This window comes from Acidovorax sp. GW458-11-26-14-TSB4 (assembly GCF_059423865.1).
The window spans coordinates 38,682-59,171 of record NZ_JBWKYR010000011.1 but is presented as its reverse complement, the minus strand read 5'-3'; the positions used below and the strand labels follow the sequence as shown (position 1 = coordinate 59,171).

Annotated in this window: 18 protein-coding genes; 3 read left to right on the top strand and 15 right to left on the bottom strand. The window is 61.8% G+C overall.

What is annotated here, in order from left to right:
- Positions 1-27: 27 nt before the first annotated feature.
- The 10 genes from AC07X5_RS21010 to AC07X5_RS20965 form a co-directional block, all read right to left on the bottom strand.
- Complete coding sequence (locus tag AC07X5_RS21010) at positions 28-960, bottom strand: class I SAM-dependent methyltransferase (protein WP_494771704.1); 933 nt, start codon at positions 958-960, stop codon at positions 28-30.
- The gene (locus AC07X5_RS21005) at positions 957-1,562 is read right to left on the bottom strand and encodes a DUF1415 domain-containing protein (RefSeq protein WP_494771703.1); all 606 of its coding nucleotides are present in this window, start codon (positions 1,560-1,562) and stop codon (positions 957-959) included. Before AC07X5_RS21005 ends, AC07X5_RS21010 begins: the two co-directional genes overlap by 4 nt.
- An 88-nt stretch (positions 1,563-1,650) precedes the next feature.
- Entirely contained in the window at positions 1,651-2,823 is a 1,173-nt protein-coding gene (locus tag AC07X5_RS21000; RefSeq protein ID WP_494771702.1) for a deoxyguanosinetriphosphate triphosphohydrolase, read from the bottom strand.
- A 133-nt stretch (positions 2,824-2,956) separates the two neighbouring features.
- On the bottom strand, positions 2,957-4,108 hold the full coding sequence (gene aroB, locus AC07X5_RS20995) for a 3-dehydroquinate synthase (protein ID WP_494771701.1): 1,152 nt from the start codon (positions 4,106-4,108) through the stop codon (positions 2,957-2,959).
- A 168-nt stretch (positions 4,109-4,276) separates the two neighbouring features.
- The gene (locus AC07X5_RS20990) at positions 4,277-5,803 is read right to left on the bottom strand and encodes a putative Ig domain-containing protein (protein WP_494771700.1); all 1,527 of its coding nucleotides are present in this window, start codon (positions 5,801-5,803) and stop codon (positions 4,277-4,279) included.
- Positions 5,800-7,890, bottom strand: coding sequence for a type IV pilus secretin PilQ (locus tag AC07X5_RS20985; RefSeq protein ID WP_494771699.1), 2,091 nt, complete (start codon positions 7,888-7,890; stop codon positions 5,800-5,802). The genes AC07X5_RS20990 and AC07X5_RS20985 overlap by 4 nt, the downstream gene beginning before the upstream one ends.
- Positions 7,891-7,931: 41 nt before the next feature.
- Positions 7,932-8,477 carry a pilus assembly protein PilP gene (locus AC07X5_RS20980; RefSeq protein WP_409960396.1) on the bottom strand — a complete coding sequence of 182 codons (546 nt, stop codon included), beginning with the start codon at positions 8,475-8,477 and terminating at the stop codon, positions 7,932-7,934.
- Positions 8,474-9,166: a type IV pilus inner membrane component PilO gene (locus AC07X5_RS20975; RefSeq protein WP_494771698.1), complete on the bottom strand. Its 693-nt coding sequence runs from the start codon at positions 9,164-9,166 to the stop codon at positions 8,474-8,476. Before AC07X5_RS20975 ends, AC07X5_RS20980 begins: the two co-directional genes overlap by 4 nt.
- Before the next feature lie 4 nt (positions 9,167-9,170).
- Entirely contained in the window at positions 9,171-9,779 is a 609-nt protein-coding gene (locus AC07X5_RS20970) for a PilN domain-containing protein (protein ID WP_409960398.1), read from the bottom strand.
- Complete coding sequence (locus AC07X5_RS20965) at positions 9,776-10,855, bottom strand: pilus assembly protein PilM (protein ID WP_409960399.1); 1,080 nt, start codon at positions 10,853-10,855, stop codon at positions 9,776-9,778. Before AC07X5_RS20965 ends, AC07X5_RS20970 begins: the two co-directional genes overlap by 4 nt.
- Positions 10,856-11,120: 265 nt before the next feature.
- On the opposite strand from AC07X5_RS20965, the gene AC07X5_RS20960 reads away from it, so the two are divergent.
- Positions 11,121-13,532, top strand: a complete 2,412-nt coding sequence (locus AC07X5_RS20960) for a penicillin-binding protein 1A (protein WP_494771697.1) — start codon at positions 11,121-11,123, stop codon at positions 13,530-13,532.
- A 62-nt stretch (positions 13,533-13,594) separates the two neighbouring features.
- On the opposite strand, the gene cyaY is transcribed toward AC07X5_RS20960, so the two are convergent.
- Positions 13,595-13,924: an iron donor protein CyaY gene (cyaY, locus tag AC07X5_RS20955; protein WP_494771696.1), complete on the bottom strand. Its 330-nt coding sequence runs from the start codon at positions 13,922-13,924 to the stop codon at positions 13,595-13,597.
- Here cyaY and lptM point away from each other — a divergent pair.
- Both lptM and AC07X5_RS20945 read left to right on the top strand, forming a co-directional pair.
- Positions 13,898-14,146, top strand: coding sequence for an LPS translocon maturation chaperone LptM (lptM, locus tag AC07X5_RS20950; RefSeq protein WP_494771695.1), 249 nt, complete (start codon positions 13,898-13,900; stop codon positions 14,144-14,146). The two genes, cyaY and lptM, sit on opposite strands and share 27 nt — an antisense overlap.
- 110 nt (positions 14,147-14,256) lie before the next feature.
- Positions 14,257-15,081 (top strand): oxygen-binding di-iron domain-containing protein, encoded by an 825-nt coding sequence (locus AC07X5_RS20945; protein WP_494771694.1) that lies wholly within the window; start codon positions 14,257-14,259, stop codon positions 15,079-15,081.
- A gap of 15 nt (positions 15,082-15,096) precedes the next feature.
- Here AC07X5_RS20945 and msrQ read toward each other — a convergent pair whose 3' ends face one another.
- The 4 genes from msrQ to AC07X5_RS20925 form a co-directional block, all read right to left on the bottom strand.
- The gene (msrQ, locus tag AC07X5_RS20940) at positions 15,097-15,732 is read right to left on the bottom strand and encodes a protein-methionine-sulfoxide reductase heme-binding subunit MsrQ (RefSeq protein WP_409960403.1); all 636 of its coding nucleotides are present in this window, start codon (positions 15,730-15,732) and stop codon (positions 15,097-15,099) included.
- Between the two features lie 22 nt (positions 15,733-15,754).
- Complete coding sequence (msrP, locus tag AC07X5_RS20935) at positions 15,755-16,765, bottom strand: protein-methionine-sulfoxide reductase catalytic subunit MsrP (RefSeq protein WP_494771693.1); 1,011 nt, start codon at positions 16,763-16,765, stop codon at positions 15,755-15,757.
- 143 nt (positions 16,766-16,908) lie between these two features.
- Entirely contained in the window at positions 16,909-18,249 is a 1,341-nt protein-coding gene (ccsB, locus tag AC07X5_RS20930; RefSeq protein WP_494771692.1) for a c-type cytochrome biogenesis protein CcsB, read from the bottom strand.
- Positions 18,246-20,399: a cytochrome c biogenesis protein ResB gene (locus tag AC07X5_RS20925; RefSeq protein ID WP_494771691.1), complete on the bottom strand. Its 2,154-nt coding sequence runs from the start codon at positions 20,397-20,399 to the stop codon at positions 18,246-18,248. Before AC07X5_RS20925 ends, ccsB begins: the two co-directional genes overlap by 4 nt.
- Positions 20,400-20,490: the final 91 nt, after the last annotated feature.

Here is a 20,490-nt window from a genome sequence, read left to right as displayed (position 1 = left end):
CGCCGTCGACGGCGCCGGGCGAGCGCTCTACGGCGACGCCGTTTCGGCGCTGTGGCCGGCTTCTGCCTCTGGCTGCAATCCGAACCGCGCAGACATGGCCTGCTCCAACCCCATCTCGCGCAGGATGGCGCGCAGGCGTTCCGCAGCACTGCGCTTTTTCTGGCCGGTGTAGCGCGCGATGATGAGCTCGTTCTTCATGCTGTGCTCCCAGCCCACCAGCTCGGTGACCGTGACCTGGTAGCCGCTGGCTTCCAGGTACAGGCAGCGCAGCACATTGGTGACCTGGCTACCCAGTTCGCGCGTATGCAGCGGGTGGCGCCACAGTTCGGCCAGCGGCGTGCGCGACAGCTGCAGCGCCTTGCCCTGGCGCAGACAGGCGGCCATCTCGGCCTGGCAACAGGGCACGAGCACCATGGCCCGGGCGCGCTTTTGCAGACCGAAGGCGATGGCGTCGTCAGTGGCGGTGTCACAGGCATGCAGGGCCGTGACCACGTCGACTTGCGCGGGCAGTTCGGCGGCATCGGCCGATTCGGCCACCGACAGGTTGAGGAAGGACATGCGGGCAAAGCCCAGCTGCCGGGCCAGGGCCCGGGAACGCTCTACCAGCTCGCTGCGGGTCTCGATGCCATAGATATGGCCCTGCCCCCGTGCCTTGAAGTACAGGTCGTAGAGGATGAATCCCAGGTAGGACTTGCCTGCGCCATGGTCCGCCAGACTCGGGGCATGGCCGTCGGTGGACAGCCCGGCCAGCAAGGGCTCGATGAAGTTGAACAGGTGGTAGACCTGCTTGAGCTTGCGGCGCGAGTCCTGGTTGATACGCCCTTCGCGCGTGAGGATGTGCAGCTCCTTGAGCAGCTCCAGCGATTGGCCAGGGCGAAGGTCTAGCTGCTCCGCAGGTGAGGCCGCCGGCGCCTTGGCAGTCTGCTTGCCAGCCGCATTGGGGTTGCGGGGCGCGTTCATGCCACGCCCCCTGCCTTGTGGGCATCGGAGCAGCCAGGACCGACATCGAGCGCCTGCCAACCGTTCATGCCCAGCTTTTCAAGCACCTCGATATTGCGTTCATAGATCGCCTCGGCCTCGGGAAACACCTCCACGGCGCGGTCGATGCTGTCCTCGCGCAGCAGGTGCAGCGTGGGGTACGGGGACCGGTTGGTGCAGTTGCTCACCTCATCCACATCCGTCCCCGCAAACTGGAACTGGGGGTGGAAGCTGGCGATCTGCAGCGTGCCGTCGAGCTCCAGTTCGCCGAGCAGGTCTTCCGCCTGGCCCAAGAAGTCGTTGAAATCCAGGAAATCGGCCAGCAGCGGGGTGGGCACGACCAGCAACGTGGTGTCCCGCACATCGGCAGCGATTTTGGCCAACGCGAGCAATTCGGCCCGCAGTTCGTCCAGCAGCCGCGAGCGGTCCATGGCATCGCTGACCGCGTAATGGACTTGGCCCTTGACGTGCACGCCCTTGGCGAAGGGGCACAGGTTAAGGCCGATGACGGCACGTTCCAGCCACTGCACGGTGTCGCGGACGGCAGGCAGGGAGACGGCAGGCGTGGGTGGCTGGGAATTCATGCAAGGGTGCGGCAGGCGCACAGAAGAAGGGCCCTGATTTTAACGGGCACCCTGCCGACGCGCGCTTCCCCCAAAGAAAGGGCATCCATCAATCGAGCAAGCGCTGCCCCGTCAACCGCTGATGCTCACGCCCGGCGAAGCGGTCGGTCATGCCGGCAATGAAGTCGGCAACGGCGCGCGACTTCACCGCCATGTCGTCCGTGCTGGCTTGCCGCGCAAAAGCGGGCTTCATCTCCTGCGGCGACTGCAGGTAGGCCGCAAACAGATCTCGCACGACCTGTTGGGCGCGGCCCGTGGTTTCCATGACCTGGGCATGGCGGTACAGGTTCTTGAAAAGAAAGCGCTTGAGCACGACCGACTGTTCGCGCATGGGCTCGCTGAAGCGCACCAGCGGTGGCGATAGGCGCACGGCATCGGCGCTGGTAGGCGCTGCCTGCGCCAGAGCGGCCGAGGTCGCATCGATCACGTCGTAAACCTGCGCGCTCAGCATCAGGCGGATGGCCTCGTAGAGCAGGCGCCGGTGCATCGCCGCATCCTTCAGGTGGGGGTGCGCCGCCTGGGCCGCATGGCGGTACTGGTCGAACAAGGGAACCTCGCGCAGCTGCTCGATGGTGATGAGGCCGGAACGCACGCCATCGTCGATGTCGTGCGCGTTGTAGGCAATCTCATCGGCCAGGTTGCACAGCTGGGCCTCCAGGCCAGGCTGCTCACGGCGCAGAAAACGGCCGCCGACCCCACCGGGCTCTGCATCCTCGATCTGCTGGGCATGGACCTTGGAACAATGCTTGAGGATGCCCTCGCGCGTCTCGAAGGTCAGGTTCAGGCCATCGAAATGCGGGTAGCGTTCTTCAAGTTGGTCGACCACCCGCAGGCTCTGCAGGTTGTGCTCGAAACCGCCATGATCGGCCATGCACTCGTGCAGCGCGTCCTGGCCCGCATGGCCGAAGGGCGTGTGCCCCAGGTCATGGGCGAGCGAGATGGCTTCGACCAGGTCCTCGTCAATGCGCAACGAGCGCGCAATCGAGCGCCCGAGCTGGGCGACCTCCAGCGAATGGGTCAGCCGGGTACGGAACAGGTCTCCCTCGTGGTTCAGGAAGACCTGGGTCTTGTAGACCAGCCGGCGAAACGCCGTGGAGTGCACGATGCGGTCGCGATCCCGCTGGTACTCCGAGCGGGTCGGCGCAGGCGTTTCGGGATGGCGCCGGCCCCGGCTCGATGCAGGGTGGCTGGCATAGACGGCAAGGTCGGATCTGGGGTTCAACAACAGGCTCGCGATGGTTGGTCTTCAACAGATGAGGCCCATTGTGGCCGGGAACGGTAACCGGCGTTTGGCGGGGTGGCGGCAGAAAGAAACAAGGCCAGCCCCCCACTCAATCCAACCCACTGGTTGTCTGCTAAGCGCAGCAGGCGTCGATCACTTCGCGCACCAGCGCGTCGGGCGCCGCGCGGACGACGGCCTTTCCGGGGCCATCGATGAGCACAAAGCGAATCTCGCCCGCCTCGGATTTCTTGTCGATGCGCATGAGCTCCAGGTAGCGGCCGGCATTGTCGGAGGCATCGATGTCCGGCCCCTTGGTCGGCAGGCCTGCGCGTTCGATGAGTCCCACAAGGCGCTGCACGAAGGCATCGTCCACCAGACCCAGCCGGCGCGAAAGTTCAGCAGCCATCACCATGCCTGCGCCCACGCCTTCGCCATGCAGCCACACACCGTAGCCCATGCCTGCCTCGATGGCATGGCCGAAGGTATGGCCGAAGTTCAGGATGGCCCTGAGGCCGCCCTCACGCTCATCCAGGCCCACCACCCAGGCCTTGATCTCACAGCTGCGGCGCACGGCATGCGCGAGCGCTGCCCGGTCTCGGGCTCGCAGCGCGTCCATGGAGGTATCGAGCCAGTCCATGAATGCCATGTCGGCAATGGGCCCATACTTGATCACTTCCGCCAAGCCGGCGCTCATCTCGCGCGCACTCAGGGTATCGAGCGTGGCCAGGTCGCACACCACCAGCCGGGGCTGGTAGAACGCACCCACCATGTTCTTGCCCAGTGGGTGGTTGATGGCCGTCTTGCCGCCCACCGAGGAATCCACCTGCGCCAGCAAGGTGGTGGGAATCTGCACGAAGGGAACACCGCGCATGTAGGTGGCGGCGGCAAAGCCGGTCATGTCGCCGATGACGCCACCGCCGAGGGCAAACAGCACGGCCTTGCGGTCACAGCCATGCGTGAGCAGGGCGTCGAAGATGCGCTGCAGGGTTTCCCAGCCCTTGAACTCTTCACCATCAGGCAGCGTCACCGTGTGCACGACCGGGTAGCGCTGGCGCAGCGCCTCCACCACCTGCGCCCCGTACAGCGGACCAACAGTGTCGTTGGTGACCACCAGGGCCGACGTGCCGCCGGGCAACTCCAGGCCTTCCTGCAGTCGGGCAAGAAGGCCTGCGCCAATTTCGATACCGTAGCTGCGATCGCCCAGGTCAATGGCGACTCTATGGGAGGTAGTACCTGCTGGGGATGCGGCGGGGGAAGCGGGGAGCAGATCGGCGGTTTCAAGCATAGGGGCGTAGTTTACGCAGAATGCCGTTCGAATCGCCCGCAGAACGACATTGCAAGCTCTGTCAATAGAAAACCCCGTGGATCCAAGGATCCACGGGGTTTCTATTCTTCTGCCAGGGCGCTCAGCTGATCCGAGAACTTCGAATCTCGCCAAGCGCCCCTTGGACTATCAGGGGCAGGCCGCAGTGTTGGCGCCGATCTGCACAGACACCTGCTGGGTCACGGTCACGGTACCGCGGGTCGCCGTTACCAGGAACCTGGCGTTGCACGATGCAGTGGGGGTGCCGCTGATCACGCCGCTGTTGCCGGTACTGCTGCCTCTCAGGCCCGCAGGCAGAGGTGTCGGAGCAAAGGTCCAGACCACCGGATCCGCTGTATTTCCACCGGAGACCGACAAGCTGTACAGGTACGCCTCGCCGACATTCGCCGGAGGCAGCGCGCACGCGGCGGTCCCGTTGGTCACGCAACCGTTCAAGCTCAGAGGGTTGGGAACCGTCGCTCCACCTGACACCGTGAACTTCACGTTGCCGGACACCTTGGCGCCTAACGCATCCACCACGGTGATCACTGCACTGTAAACACCGGCTGGGCCTTGGGGTGCGCCGCTCACGATGCCATCGCTGCTGATGTTCAAGCCGCCAGGCAATCCAATGGCACTCCACGTATAGGGACCCACGCCGCCTTGGACAGTGAATACGGTCGCAAATGGTATGAAAGCAGTCGCGTCCTGGTCAGCCAACGTGGTCAGGGCCAATGGTGCCGCAGCAACATTGTCGACAACCGGTACCGCATACAGGGAGGTAATCGGGTCCTGAATACCGTTGGTGATGTCGTTGTCAAACCGGTCGGTAACAAACTCCAGCACAATGGCTCCAGTGTTAAGCCCGCTGTTCAGCGCGAACGTGCCGATGCCGCCCACTGTGCGCAGTTGTAATACGCTGCCCGACTGGTTTGCTTGCAGCAATCGCGCGCCGATTGCAGCCTGGCCAATCGGTCGAATGCTGACCTGGAGATTCGGGGCAGATGGCGTAGGAATGGGCTGGTTCGCGTCATCCCTGACAAAAGCCTGGATACCGATATTGTTTCTATAAGGGGTCCGAGGAGTGGCATCCCGGGACAGCAGGACCTGGGGCGCGTCTACCACACCCTTTACGCTGGCGACCTTGCCGGTGGCGGCGCCCACGACAATATCCACACTCGCGGTATACACCTTGGAGTCGCGCGGATCGGTCACCGAGCACACGATGCGGGCCGTGCCCGCTTGGTCATCTGCATGGAAGTGAAAGGACGCACCACCAGAGTTTGCGCCAAGCGTAATCGAACGGTATGCCAAGGGATTGCCATTGTCATCCTCGTGCTCCTCATTACCATCGAGATAGTAAAGGGAACCAGAATCCAAGCCCTGGACAATATTGCACCCAAAAATTTCATCGCCACCAGGAATGGGGTTGGAACCGACTCTCGCATCCACATACAAGGTGGTGGTAAAGGGTGCAGAAGCACCTGACCCGGCCCCAACACCTCCGATGTTAAGAGGCAATTGCGATTTTGCCGTGGTCAACGTAATGCGGTACTGGAGATTGGATTCTCCTCCGCTGCCACCTCCACCGCCGCATGCCGCCAGCGCTGCTGCGGAAGCAAGGAGAAGGCTCTTCCATAATTTTTTCATTTTCTTTCCCATTTCAAAAAACTTCAACGGAATGCAGAGCGATCAGTAATCACCTTCGGGGTGATAAAAATCAGCATCTCTTGCTTGTTGGCTGATTTCGTACGCGTCTTGAACAGATTTCCAACACCTGGAATATCGCCAAGTACTGGAACCTTGGTCTCGTTGTTGTCTTCAAAGAGCTCGAAGATACCGCCAATTACGACGGTCCCACCATTTTCCACCAGGACCTGGGTCTTGATGTGCTTGGTGTTGATTGCGCGCACGTTGTTCAATACCTCGCCAGGGCTGTCTTTATTGACATCCAGATCAAGAATGATATTTCCTTCCGGAGTGATCTGTGGAAGCACTTCCAGCTTGAGAACAGCTTTCTTGAATGCAATCACGGTACCACCATTCGGCGCAGTCACAGGATAAGGAAACTCCGTCCCCTGCTCAATCGATGCCTTGGTCTGATCTGCTGTCACCACCCGAGGGCTGGACACAATCTTGCCTTTGCCGTCCGCTTCAAGCGCCGAGATTTCAAGATTCAAGAATCGGTTCGCAGCCGAATTGAAGATGGAAATTGCAAAGCTCGATGGATCGTAGCCCCCGATCGCAGTTGCCGGCAAATTGACAAAGTTACCATTTGTATTGACCGCGCCCCCGGCAGAGGTGGAAGCAACTGCATTGCTGTAATTGGTTCCGAAAGCAAGTCGATTTCCACTGGTTCCCAAGGAGTAGCCACCGTCTCCGCCTCGCCCGGCGCGCAAGTCTGTTGCGCCGAGGCGCACACCCAGGGAGCGACCAAATGTATCGGAGGCTTCCACAATACGCGCTTCGATCATCACCTGCCGAACCGCCACATCCAGGGTCGATAGAAGCTGACGCACCTCTTCGAGTTTGGCTGCAGTATCCGTCACAAACAACTGATTGGTCCGAGGCTCCGCTATGGCACTACCACGCTCACTTAGAAAGCGGTTCGAAGTACTTCCGCTCGATGTTGAGGAAAGTTGCACCACCATATCCGTGGCTTTGGCATAGTTCATCTGAAACGCCTGGGTCCTCAATGGCTCCAGCTTCTGAATGGCCAAGGCCGCTTCAAAATCCTTTTTGGTTCTGTCGTCAATCTCGTCCTTGGGAGCAATCCAGAGCACCGAGCCGTTCTTGCGCATGCCCAAGCCCTTGGCATCCATGATGATCTGCAGCGCTTGGTCCCAAGGCACGTCCTTCAGGCGCAGAGTCAACGCGCCTGTGACGGTATCCGAAGTCACGATGTTGAAGTTGGTGAAGTCGGCGATCACCTGCAGAAGGGACCGCACTTCGATGTTCTGGAAATTGAGCGACAGCTTTTCACCGCTGTAACCGGGTCCTTGCGTCAGCTTGGTAAGGTCAATTTTCTTCTGACGCACTTCCACAACGAATTGATTATCGCTTTGGTAGGCGCTGTGCTCCCATTCGCCCACCGGCTCGATCACCATGCGAACCCTGTCCCCTTGCTGGGTGGAGGAGATGATCTGCACGGGAGTTCCGAAGTCCGTGACATCCAAGCGACGGCGCAACCCCTCGGACAGGGAGGATTTCAAAAAGTCTACCGTCAGACCTTTGCCGACAGGACGCAGATCCACACCTACCTGGTTGTTCGGCAGCGTGATAACGACCCGCCCAGACCCATCAGCACCGCGGCGAAAATCAATGTCCTTGATGGGCATTATTTCGGCATTCGTGCTCTCTGAAAAAATCGCAGTCTGCGAGCCGTTTGTAGCCACCACCGGCGCCATGGTGGTATCCAAATACACCAGCACGGATTTGCCTTGCAGCTCCGTGCGGTAGGACGCGGCCTGCTTCAAATTCAAAACCACCCGCGAACGACCCGGAGCCTGCACGAGGTTGGCCGACCGGATGTTCCCCTGATTGATTTGAACCACTGATTTACCCAAGCCACTGGTAGTGTCGGGAAAATCAAGGGCAATGCGCGCGGGCGACTGGGTGACAAACCCAGTGGGCAAGGCGGAGACAGGCTCCGAAAAATCGATACGGACGATCTCCACCCCCCCCTGCATCGCGCCAGAAATATTTTCAATTGCCCCTTGCGCCCAAACAACAGAAGAAGCTGCAAGCGAGGTTGCGAGAAGCATGCTCCGATTGAAAAACCGCATCGTCCAAAATGTGTTTCGCTTCATTTTTTTACCCCTTCTTGCAACTCAAGCGACGTTGTTCTTTCAGTCCAATCACCTGTTGCGTCCTGAACGATTTCTCGCAGCTGGATGCCCGTTTCGGTAATGGACGTGATACGCCCGTAATTTTGGCCAAGGTATTGCCCGACCGCCACCTGGTACAGCAGCTTGTCGGCAGTTACCAAAGCCGCAGGCTTGCCTTTGCTTTGCAGGCTGCCGACCATGGCAATGGCATCCAATGGGTACGCTTCCAATGGCTCTTTTCTGCGTGCCATTTCTGGAGCAATCAAAGCCGCATTGGAGGCAAGTTGTGCCGAATCCCGCCGCAACGCCTGTGTCAGCTTCAGCGGATTGAATGGTTCAAGCTGATTATCCGAACCATAAGGCTCCGGCTTGAACTGCTTGGGCTCGGACAGTGGGGTCACGCGCGGCTTGGCCTGCGCGCGCTCTTCGCTGATCCACTGGCGAATCTCATCTTCCCCGGAAGAAATACAGCCGGTCAGGACAGCAACGCACGCAAGAGCAAGAGTGCCTTTTATGTAGTTCATTTTGCAGCCCCCGCCCCTGCAGTCTTGCGTTGCGCCTGGATTTCCTCTGAATCAAGGTAGCGGAAGGTGCGCGCTGTAGCATCCATTATCAGATTACCGTTGGCGGCCTCCTTGCTTTGGGGGGCGGGCGTCGAAATTGCCACATCGTTCAAAGTCACGATCCGAGACAAATGAGCGATATCGGAAGCGAAGGCCCCCATATCATGGTAGCGCCCGGTTACACGCACAGCGATCGGCAGTTCAGCATAATACTCACGCACAACCACTTGGCCTGGTCTGAACAGTTCAAATTGCAGACTTCTGCCCAGGCCTGATTGGTTGATGTCGGACAGGAGTGCCGCCATTTCCGCTTTGCTGGGCAGTTGCTTTTCCAACTGGATAACGTACTGCTGGACTTGTTCACGCTGCTTTTTCAGCGCATCCAGGCTGACGGCTTTTTGCAACTTTTTCTTGTAGTCCTCGCGCAGCGTCAGTTCAGTCGCTTCTTCGGTCCTCAGCTCGGCTTCGTAGTCCGTCAATTTGATGAACCACAATGCAGCGGCCACGGCCACTGCGATGAAGACACACAATATATACCGGGGTACTGGCGGCCAAAGCGATGGGTCCTTGGTATCCAGGTTGGAGAACTGGCGTTGAAAATCGGCAAATTTCTCAGAAACGTCAATTTTTTGGGCTTTTTTTGTTGCCATGATTTCAGCCTCCCGCCGCACTTGCAGCAGCCTCCATCGCTTTACGCGCTTCGCTGGACTTTACCAGTTGAAAACGAAGGTTGAAAGACGCGACACGACGTACATCCCTGGCACTCAGGTTCACATTGGTGGCAACAATTTCTACAAGCTCTGGCTTTGAAAGCCATGGCGTGTTGTTGGACAGGTTGCGCAGCAACTCAGAAATCCGTTCGTTGGATTGGGCAACGCCCTGCAAAGCGATCGACTGATTCGTTTGCTTCAGCGTAGTGATGTACACGCCATCAGGCAATTGCTTGACCAGTTCCGTCAGCAAGTGGACCGGCAGATTGCGGTCCGCCTGAAGATCTTCCACTGCCTTCTGACGTGCACGCAGCGCAGCGATTTCTTCTTCGATATTCGCAATTTCCTTGATCTGGCCTTCAAGCACTTGAATTTCAGATTTCAGGACACCATTTTTGGCTTGCTGGTCTGCAATCAGGGTCTGCAAGACCCAGTAGATCAGGCCCGCAACCAGCAGGCCGACAATGGCAGAAGCCATCATCGTTGCCTGAAATCCTTCACGGCGGCGTTTTCTGGCGGCTTCCCGATGGGGAAGTAAGTTAATCAGTATCACTGCAGGAACCTCCGCATGGCAAGGCCGCACGATGTCAGATAGGAAGGTGCTTCACGCACCATCTTCTTGAGCCGCACCGAGTTGCCGATTTCCATGCCGTCAAAAGGATTGGCCAGGCTGCAGGCGAAACCTGTTTGCTGCGTGACCGCTTCCGTCAACCCAGGCAACGGAGCGGACCCTCCCGCCAGGACGATGTGATCGATGCGGTTGTGCGGTGTGCTGGTAAAGAAGAACTGCAGAGCACGGCCGATTTCCTGGGCCATGTTGTCCACAAAGGGACGCAGCACGGCCGCTTGGTAATCCTCGGGCAGATCGCCATTGCGCTTCTTGTTCTCGGCCTCCTCCACCGAGAAACCATACTGGCGAACGATCAGTTGGGTCAGTTGTGCACCACCGAATGCCTGGTCGCGGTCATAGACCACTTCCTCATTGCGGATGACCTGCATGCTGGTGGTGACGGCACCGACCTCGAACAGGGCCACCAGGGCGTCTACGCCCTTGTTGGGCAAGGCCTCGATCAGGCGGCCCGCAGCCAGACGCGAGGCATTGGACTCGATGTCCACGACAACGGGCTTGAGGCCGGCAGCTTCCGCAAGGCCCTGCCGATCCTGCACCTTCTCCTTGCGAGAAGCCGCAATCAACACTTCCACATCACCCGGGGAACTCTTGCTGGGGCCTATGACACAAAAGTCCAGGCTCACCTCGTCCAGAGAGAAAGGAATGTACTGATTTGCTTCAGACTCGACCTGGACTTCAAGCTCCTGCTCGGTCATGCCACCGGGCAGGGTGATCTTCTTTGTGATCACGGCCGAAGGCGGCAAAGCGAGCGCCACGTTCTTGGTGCGCGTGCCGCTCTTCTTGACGAGGCGACGCAGGGCTTCCGCCACTTCGTCGAACTTTTCGATATTGCCATCGGTGATCCAGCCGCGTTCCAGCGGCTCGATGGCGCAGCGCTCGAGGACCAGGCCTCCCGCCTTGTCCCGCCCCAACTCGACCAACTTGACGCTGGATGAGCTGATGTCGATACCCAGCAGAGGCGCAGACTGGCGACTGAACAAAGATCCCGTTGAGATCAAGATGGGTCCCCTGTAACTTGTCTAAATGACGCAACAAAACTTAACACTTCACATGAATGCTATCAGTAAGGTACTTCACCGGCAAAGAATTTTCCCCATCTGAACCGTTCGAAGCGTTGCCAAAACCACACGATCTCTTCAGTGGCTTCTGCGCAATTGCAAGGCCGTAAAGCGGCCGCCGAGACCGTTGGTCGGAGCCCTCGGGCCGTTTCCACTGAAAGAGGTCCGAGATTTTTATAATGGTGTCTCCACCAATCGGAGCGATATGCCGCCGCCCACTTCTCCCCAGCAAAAGCCAACCGACTCTTCGACCGCCGCTTCCGCCCCCTCCCGCCCCACCTGGCTTCGCTGGCTGCTTCGCTTCGTACTGTGGACCACGGGCCTTGCGGTCGCAGGTGCGCTCGGCCTGTTGCTGACCATTGCCGTGGCACTGGCGGTGGCCTACCCCAACCTGCCCGACATTTCGGATCTGGCGGACTACCGTCCCAAGCTGCCCCTGCGCGTCTATTCCTCGGAAGGTGCGTTGCTGGGCGAATTCGGCGAAGAACGGCGCAACCTGACACCCATCCAGGAGATCCCCAAGGTCATGAAGGACGCGGTGCTGGCGATCGAAGACTCGCGCTTCTTCCAGCATGGCGGCGTCGACTACAAGGGCGTGATTCGCGCCGGCCTGGCCAATCTGGGCCGCGTCAAAAGCCAGGGCGCCTCAACTATCACAATGCAGGTGGCGCGCAATGTTTATCTGTCCTCAGAGAAAACATTTACTCGCAAAATTTACGAAATATTACTGACATTCAAACTGGAGCATATGTTGACCAAGGACCAGATCCTTGAGATTTACATGAACCAGATTTACCTGGGCAACCGGGCCTATGGATTTTCTGCGGCGGCAGAGGCTTACTACGGAAAGCCGCTCAAATCCATTTCGATCGCCGAGGCAGCGATGCTTGCCGGCCTGCCCAAGGCCCCCTCGGCCTACAACCCGATCAGCAATCCCAAGCGCGCGCGCTCGCGCCAGCTCTACATCATCGAGCGGATGGAAGAGAACGGCTTCATCACCGCCCAGGAAGCCGCTGCCGCCAAGAAGGAAGACCTCAAGATCCGCAGCGGTCCGGACAACACGCGCATCCATGCCGAGTATGTGGCCGAGATGGCGCGCCAGCTCATCTTCACGCAGTATGGCAACGAGGCCTACACCCGCGGCCTGAATGTCTACACCACGCTGAATGCCGGGGAGCAGGAAGCCGCCTATACCGCACTGCGCCGCGGCATCATGGACTACGAGCGCCGCCAGCAGTACCGGGGCCCGGAAAAGTTCGTGGTGCTGCCCACTGCAGCCCAGGAAGTGGAAGAAGCGGTGGACGACGCCCTGGCCAACCACCCCGACAACGGCGACGTGATGGCCGCCGTGGTGCTCGAAGCCGGCCCCCGCAAGATCGTTGCCGCCCGCGCCAATGGCGACAACCTCGAGATCACGGGCGATGGCCTCAAGCCTGCCCAGTCCGGGCTGAGCGACAAGGCACCGCCCAACATCAAGATCCGCCGCGGCGCCGTGATCCGCGTGGTCAAGACGCCCAAGGGCGCCTGGGAGATCACCCAGTTGCCCGAAGTCGAAGGCGCCTTCGTTGCACTCGATCCCCGCACCGGCTCGATCCGCGCTCTGGTGGGTGGCTTCGACTTCGACAAGAACAAGTTCAACCATGCGGCGCAGGCCTGGCGCCAGCCGGGCTCCAGCTTCAAGCCGTTCATCTATTCGGCGGCCCTGGAGAAAGGCTTCACGCCCGCCACCGTGGTCAACGATGCCCCGCTGTTCTTCGACGCCGGCACGACCGGTGGCCAACCCTGGGAACCCAAGAACTACGACGGCAAGTACGACGGCCCCATGACCCTGCGCACGGGTTTGGCGAAGTCCAAGAACATGATCTCCATCCGGATCCTGCAGGCCGTCGGCCCCAAGACCGCGCAGGAATGGGTCTCACGTTTCGGCTTCGATGCCGAGAAGCACCCCGCCTACCTGACCATGGCGCTGGGCGCGGGATCGGTCACGCCGCTGCAGATGGCCTCGGCCTATTCCGTGTTCGCCAACGGCGGCTACCGCGTCAACCCCTGGCTCATCGCCAAGGTCACCGACCACAAGGGCCGGGTCATCTCCGAAGTCACGCCACCCGCCGTCACGGATCTGCCACGCGCCATCGACGCGCGCAATGCCTTCGTGATGAACAGCCTGCTCCAGGAAGTCACCCGCTCTGGCACGGCCGCGCGCGCACAAGGCACCCTGAAGCGGCCGGACCTGGCCGGCAAGACCGGCACCACCAACGACTCGGTGGACGCCTGGTTTGCCGGCTACCAGCCGACCATCGCTGCTGTCACCTGGATCGGCTATGACACGCCGCGCAACCTGGGCAGCCGGGAAACCGGCGGCGGCCTGAGCCTGCCGGTCTGGATCAGCTTCATGGAGCGTGCGCTCAAGGGAGTCCCCGTGAGCGAGCCCGTCGTACCGCCCGGAGTGGTCAATGTCGGCGGCGAATGGTTCTACGAGGAATATGCACGCAATGCGGGCATCGCCAGCGTCGGGCTGGAGGAACAGCAGCGCAGCACCGGTGGCCCTGATGTGGCTCCGCATGCGCCGCCGCCGACAGAAGAGCGCAACCGCATTCTCGACCTGTTCAGGAATTGACGGTCAGAGCGCAGGAATCGAGGGCCGCCTTGCGCGGCCCTTGTCTTTTGCCCGATGGCCTGTCAGGCCGAGAAGACCAGCGGCATCCCCGACTGCGTCCGCGCATCCTCGGTCAGGCGCGCGAAGAACTCACCGCCTCCCTTGGTATCCCGCCAGGTCGAGCCATCGAACTTGTAGTGGTAGCCGCCCGACTTGGCAGCCATCCACACCTCGTGCAGCGGCTTTTGAAGGTTGATGACGATTTGACTGCGGTTGGCAAAGCTCAGCGTGATCATCCCGCCCGAGCGCTGGTTGTCGATGTCCGCGTCCGTCGTGTCGTTGAGTTCATCGCAACTGCGCTCGACAGCCGCCAGCAGTTTCTCGGCATGGTCCTGGAATTCAAGGTCAGTCATTACAATTTGCGCATGTTGAAAGCATTCCAAATTCTAGTCAGGACCGTTGTCCTTGCTGCCAGTGCGGCAGCCCTTGCAGGATGCGGCCAACGCGGCCCGCTGTACCTGCCCTCCGGCCCCGCGGCCGCCCAGCGCGCCACCTTGCCCGAAACGCTCACGCCGGGAGCGGCACCTTCTACAGCCACGTCGCCCCCCCAGGCGCCTGCCTCCACGGCACGCTGACCTTTCGGCTCCCTCCCGGAGGAGCCCCTGATTGCCCACCGCTTGATCTCCATCAAGCAGTGCCCGGCAACGCCGGCCTACAGTCGCGGCTTTAGCACCGCAGCATTGCCATGGCCATCGAACTGTACCGAGACAAGAACCACGCCTGCTTGATGTTCACCGACCTGATCGAGGAGGATGGGCAGGCAGTGCAGGCCAACCAGTTCCTGATCGTGGACGACGACACCGGCGCCATCATCGACCCGGGTGGCAACCTCGCGTTCAATGAGCTGTTCATCGGCATGACCAAGCACTTCGCGCCGCACAAGCTGTCCTACCTGATCGCCTCGCATGCCGATCCGGACATCATTGCCTCGCTGGACCGCTGGATGACCAGCACCAAGGCATCGCTGGTGATCTCGCGCGTCTGGGAGCGTTTCGCGCCCCACTTCACCAAGGTCGGCAAGACCGAGAACCGCGTGATCGGCGTGCCCGACAGTGGCGGCCACCTGCCGCTGGGACGCAACGAGCTGGTGCTGCTGCCCGCGCACTTCCTGCACTCGGAGGGCAACTTCCACTTCTACGACCCGGTGAGCCGCATCCTGTTCACCGGCGACCTGGCGGTTTCGATGATGTCAGGCAGCGAGGCCAGAATCCCCGTCACGGACTTGGCTGCACACATTCCCCGCATGGAAGGCTTCCACCGGCGCTACATGGTGTCCAACAAGATCCTGCGCTTGTGGGTGCGCATGGCACGGCAGCTCGATATCTCCATGCTCGTTCCGCAGCACGGCGCACCCATCCTCGGCAAGCGGGCCATCCACGACTTCTTCGACTGGATCGAGAACCTGATGTGCGGCATCGACCTCTTTGACGACCGCGCCTACCAGGTCCCCACGGCCCATATCGACCCTGTGACGCGCCAGATGCGCCCCGCCCTGCGCACCGTGGGCTGACGACGAAGCACGGGTTCAGCGCGACGCGGCGGCGGCGGAGCCCGCCTTCACCGCCCGCCTGCGCGCGGCCTGCCACACCCGCCAGCCCAGCAGCAGGGACAGGATAGCCGCATACACCGCCACCTCGCCAAAATCGTTCTTGCCCGCGCGCATCCAGAAAAAGTGCAGCAGCGCCAGGCCCGCCACGGCATACACCGTGCGGTGCAGCGTCTGCCAGCGTTTGGCGCCCAGCGCGCGGATCGCACGGTTGAAGGAGGTGGCCGCCATGAGCAGCAGCAGCACGAAGGCCGCAAAGCCCACCAGGATGAATGGCCGCTTGGCGATGTCCACTGCGATGTCGGCCACTTCGAAACCCATGTCGAACCAGCCATAGCCCAGCAGGTGCAGCAGGGCGTAGAAGAACACGAACAAGCCCAGCATGCGCCGAAAGCGCGCCAGCTGCGGCGTGGCCGTCACGACCCGCAGCGGCGTCACTGCGAGCACCAGGCACAGAGCGCGCAGCGTCCAGTCACCGGTGGATCGGATCAGCGCCTCGGCAGGGTTGGCACCCAACTGGTTGGACAGCGCAGCATAGACAAGCCATGCCAGCGGCAGCAGGCACAGCACAAAGACCACCGGCTTGGCCAAGGAGTGGAGCAGCAGTTTGCGCACGGCGGCAGGCCCGGCTGTGAGGTCAGTAGAACTTCTTGAGGTCCATGCCCGCGTACAGCTGGCCCACCTGCGCCTCATAGCCGTTGAACATCAACGTCTTGCGCTTCTTGGCGAACAGACCATCCTCGCCGATGCGCCGCTCGGTCGCCTGGCTCCAGCGCGGATGGTCCACATTGGGGTTCACGTTGGAATAAAAGCCGTACTCCTGCTGCGCCGCCTTGTTCCAGGCCGTGCCCGGCTCCTTGTCGGTGAAGCGGATCTTGACGATGCTCTTGGCGCTCTTGAAGCCGTACTTCCATGGCACCACCAGGCGCACGGGCGCTCCGTTCTGGTTGGGCAGCACCTCGCCGTACATGCCAAAGGCCAGCAGGGTCAGCGGGTGCATGGCCTCGTCCATGCGCAGGCCTTCCACATAGGGCCAGTCCAGCACGCGCGAACCCACGAAGGGCATGGTGGCCTTGTCGGCCAGGGTCACGAACTCCACGTACTTGGCGCTGCCCTGCGGCTCCACCCGCTTGATGAGTTCGGCCAGCGAATAGCCCACCCAGGGGATCACCATGGACCAGCCCTCCACGCAGCGCAGGCGGTAGATGCGCTCTTCCTGGGCGCTGAGCTTGACCAAGTCCTCGATGCCGTACTTGCCCGGCTTCTTCACCATGCCCTCGACCTCCACCGTCCAGGGCAATGTCTTGAGCGTGTGGGCATTGCGCGCCGGATCGGCCTTGTCGGTGCCGAACTCGTAGAAGTTGTTGTAGGTGCTGGCGTCCTTGTAGTCGGTCAGCTTTTCCAACGACACCGCACCCGCCACGGTCGACTTGGCACCCGGCAGCGCTGCCAGCTTGCCCGGCCGAGGCGTCACGCCAGCGGCCGCCTGCGCCAGGGCCTCGCGCCCGGCCCAGGCGGCCAGGGCGGCGCCTGCGGCACCCCCGGCCATCAGGCGCAGCATGTCGCGGCGTCCTTCATAGGCGGCGCGCGGCGTGATCTCGGAAGAAAGCGGGTGGTTGAAACCCGAATGGCGGGAATGGAAAGGCATAAGGGCTCCGGTCAGGCAGTAGGGGATGCGTCCACGGGTAGAGCGGTACTACCCGTAGTTCGTTCCAGATACGGATCAGGTTACACCGCGGATGCAATCTTTGCAGTACCGGCGCCCCATGCCCCTGCCCTCGCACTCCTGTCCTACAGCGTGCCGTAGCTGTGCAGTCCGCTCAGGAACATGTTGACCCCGAGGAAGGCGAAGGTCGTGACCGCCAAGCCCACCAGCGCCCACCAGGCCGACACGGTGCCGCGCAAGCCCTTCATGAGGCGCATGTGCAGCCAGGCCGCGTAGTTGAGCCAGACGATCAGCGCCCAGGTCTCCTTGGGATCCCAGCTCCAGTAGCCGCCCCAGGCCTCGGCCGCCCACAGGGCGCCCAGCACGGTGGCAATGGTGAAGAACGCGAAGCCCACGGCAATGGCCTTGTACATCACATCGTCCAGGATCTCGAACGAAGGCAGGCGCTCTGCGATGCGCTTGCGTCCGAACAGGATGCCCGCCACGATCAGCGCCGAAATGCCGAAGTACACCATCCAGTAACCGCCGCCGTTCTCGGTGGCACCCTGGCGGAACACGATGGGCTCGAAGCACAGCACCACGCCCAACAGCCACAGCGGCGCCAGCTTGTACCAGCGCGTCTCGGTGGCCTGCTGCTTGATCAGGTAGGCGAAGGCCACCATGGCCGACAGCGCAAAGGTGCCGTAGCCGATGAAGTTGGCCGGCACATGCAGCTTCATCCACCAGCTCTTGAGCGCGGGTACCAGGGGCTGGATCTCGTGCGCCTCGCGTACCACCGTGTACCAGAGCAGAAAGCCCACCGCCGCGCTCACCACCAGCATCACGAAGCCACCCAGCGCGCGCGTCTTGTACTGCGCCTCGTAGTACAGGTAGAAGGCTGCCGTCATCCAGCAGAACAGCACGAACACCTCATACAGGTTGCTCACCGGGATGTGGCCGATGTCCGGTCCGATCAGGTAGCTCTCGTACCAGCGCACCAGGGTGCCGATCAGCGCCATGCCCACCGCGACCCAGGCCAGGCGCGAGCCGATGAGGTTCATCGCATGCCCCTCGCCGCGCGCGAACATGCCGATCCAGTAGAACGCCGTGCTCATGAAGAACAGCACGCTCATCCACAGGATGGCCGATTGGCTGGACAGAAAATACTTGAGGCCGAACACCGTGTCGGCCCGCGCCAGGCTGCCGGCACCATCGACCTGGTACAGCCCGATCGCCATCAGCGCCACCGCGGACACCACCAGCATCAGGGTGCGCAACGGGCGCCAGAACCAGCCCAGCCAGATGGCACTGGGAATCGTGCCCAGCAGAATGCCCTTCTCGTAGCCATCCATGAAGCTGCCATAGCGCTGCAGCGCAAACAGGCCGCCGGCCGCCACGATGGCGGCAAATGCCCAGTCCAGCCAGTTGCGGCGCGAAAAATACCCCTCGTTCAGGGTGATCGTGGTGTTGCGGGTGGCCGTGTTCATGGGTTGCCTTGCAGGGGCTTGGCCCCGATCAGTTTTTCTGCGAGTGCTACGAACTCGTTGTCTCCGTCCATGGTCTTGCGGTTGCTCGACAAGGCCATGGTGGCATGTGTCCTGCCATCCTGCGGTGCTACCCAGACCCAGATGCGGCGCTCGCGGATGTAGAGCATCGCAAAAACGCCCAGAATGAGCAAGGCACAGCCCAGGTAGACGATGTTCCGGCCCGGGGCGCGCGCCACCTGGAACACGCTGGCCTGCACCTGGGTGAAGTCCTTGAGTTCGAAGGCAACGGGTGCCGGGTAGATCTGTGCGTCGCTCAGCGACAGCACGGCCTGGGTCATGAAACCGCGCGTCTTGTCGTCCGGAGCCAAAGGCTCCAGGCCGGCTTTCTTGCGCGACAGCTGCGCCAGCTCGAACAGGCTGCCGTTCAGGATGCGGATCAGCACCTCGCCGGCCCGGCCGCGCTCGGCCTCGGGCACGTTGGCCTCCATGAAGTCGGAGATCGCCTGCAGCCCGCCCGTGGGCTTGCCATCGACCATGCCATTGCCGGCAAACAAGGTCAGCGCGCGCATCGCCGACTGTGCCAACTGCTCGCCCACGTCGGGGCGCGACGGGTCGATGGCTTGCGCTACATAACTGCGCACCGCCTGCTCGCGCGCCGCCGGGTCGGCCAGGGCGTTGCGCAGGCGCAGGAAGCCTTCCATGCTGCCCTGGTCGTCGATCGGTATGCGCAGGTAGCGGAACGGGTCCGCCGGCATTTCGCGCACACCGAGCAGGTACACCGGCACGCCATCACCCGTGTCCACGGGCAGCATGTAGTTGTGGAACTCGCGCGCCTGGCCTGCTGCATCGCGCAGCTTGTAGCTCACGCTCGGGCCCACGTTGCGCAGTTCCTTCTTGGTCACGGTCTTGTTGGCCGCGCCCAGGCGCGACTCCACCGCCTCGCGCAAATCCACCTTGCGCACATCCACCCCGCTGGCGCCAGGCCCGGCACCGCCGAAATTCTCGACGTTGATGGTGCGCAGCGCCGTGAATTCCAGGGTCATCACATCGCTGCCCGGCATGCCGCCCTTGTTGGTCAGCTGGGTCGAATCCCCGACCACGCCCTCTACATCGAAGGCCTTGGCTCCCAGCGCCATGGGCACGGCGCGCAGCTTGAGGTGCGAGCCGCCGTCGTCGAAACTCGACTGGTAGATCTCCACGCCCTTGTAGCTGGCCGGGTGGTTCACCTCCACCCGGGCCGGCGTCTTCTCACCCGTGGCCTTGTCGTGGATGATGATCTCACTGGCAAACAGCTTGGGCATGCCCGTGGAATAGTGCTCCACGATGAACTTCTTGAGTTCGATGGCAAACGGCAGCTCCTGCAGCAGCACGCCGTCGGACTGGTTGAGCAGTGCGATGCTCGACTGCGTGCCCTCGGCCACCAGCAGGTTGCCGCGGAAGGTGGGGTTGCGCTCGGACAGGCGGTGCTCGGACTTCACGTCGGCAATCAGGCCGCCACCGGCATACGGCGTCTTGCCGCCCAGCAGCATCTGCGCACGCACGATCAGGTCGCCATCGAGCAACCCGCCCACGCACACCAGCACGATGGCGCTGTGCGCCGCGATGTAGCCGATCTTGTTGGCCGCGCCCGCCTTGGCCGCCACCATCCAGCCCGTGCCGGCACCCGCCGGGGTGTCGCGCTGCTGTAGGCGCACCTTCCAGCCACCGCCGGCCAGCAGGGTACCGATGCGTTTCGCCTCGGCCTCGGCGCCTTCGGGCAGCTCGGCCTCGGCCTTGTGGTGAAAGGCCTTGAGGCTCTGCTCGCGGATATTTTCCTTGTAGACGCGCAGGTCCACAAGGATCTTGGGCGTGTTGCGTGCAATGCACAGCGAGGTGCTCAGCACCAGGAACGCCAGGATCAGCAGGAACCACCAGGCGCTGTACACCGCATTGAGCTGGATGGCGCCAAACAGGGTGGCCCAGAAGGGACCGAACTGGTTGACGTAGTTCGCCGCAGGCTCGTGCTGCTTGAGCACGGTGCCGATCACCGAAGCGATGCAGATCACCGTCAGCAGCGAGATCGCGAACCGCATCGAGGACAGCAACTCGATCCCTGCGCGCAGGGCCTTGGAGCCGTACTGGACGCTAACGCCCTGGGTGTTGTCAGACATGGGGGAGGGGACGCTAGGCCCGCAAATAAAAAAGGACGGGACCATCGGTTCGATGGACCCGCCCTTTTTGGGTTTGTTCTTGGCGGTTGGT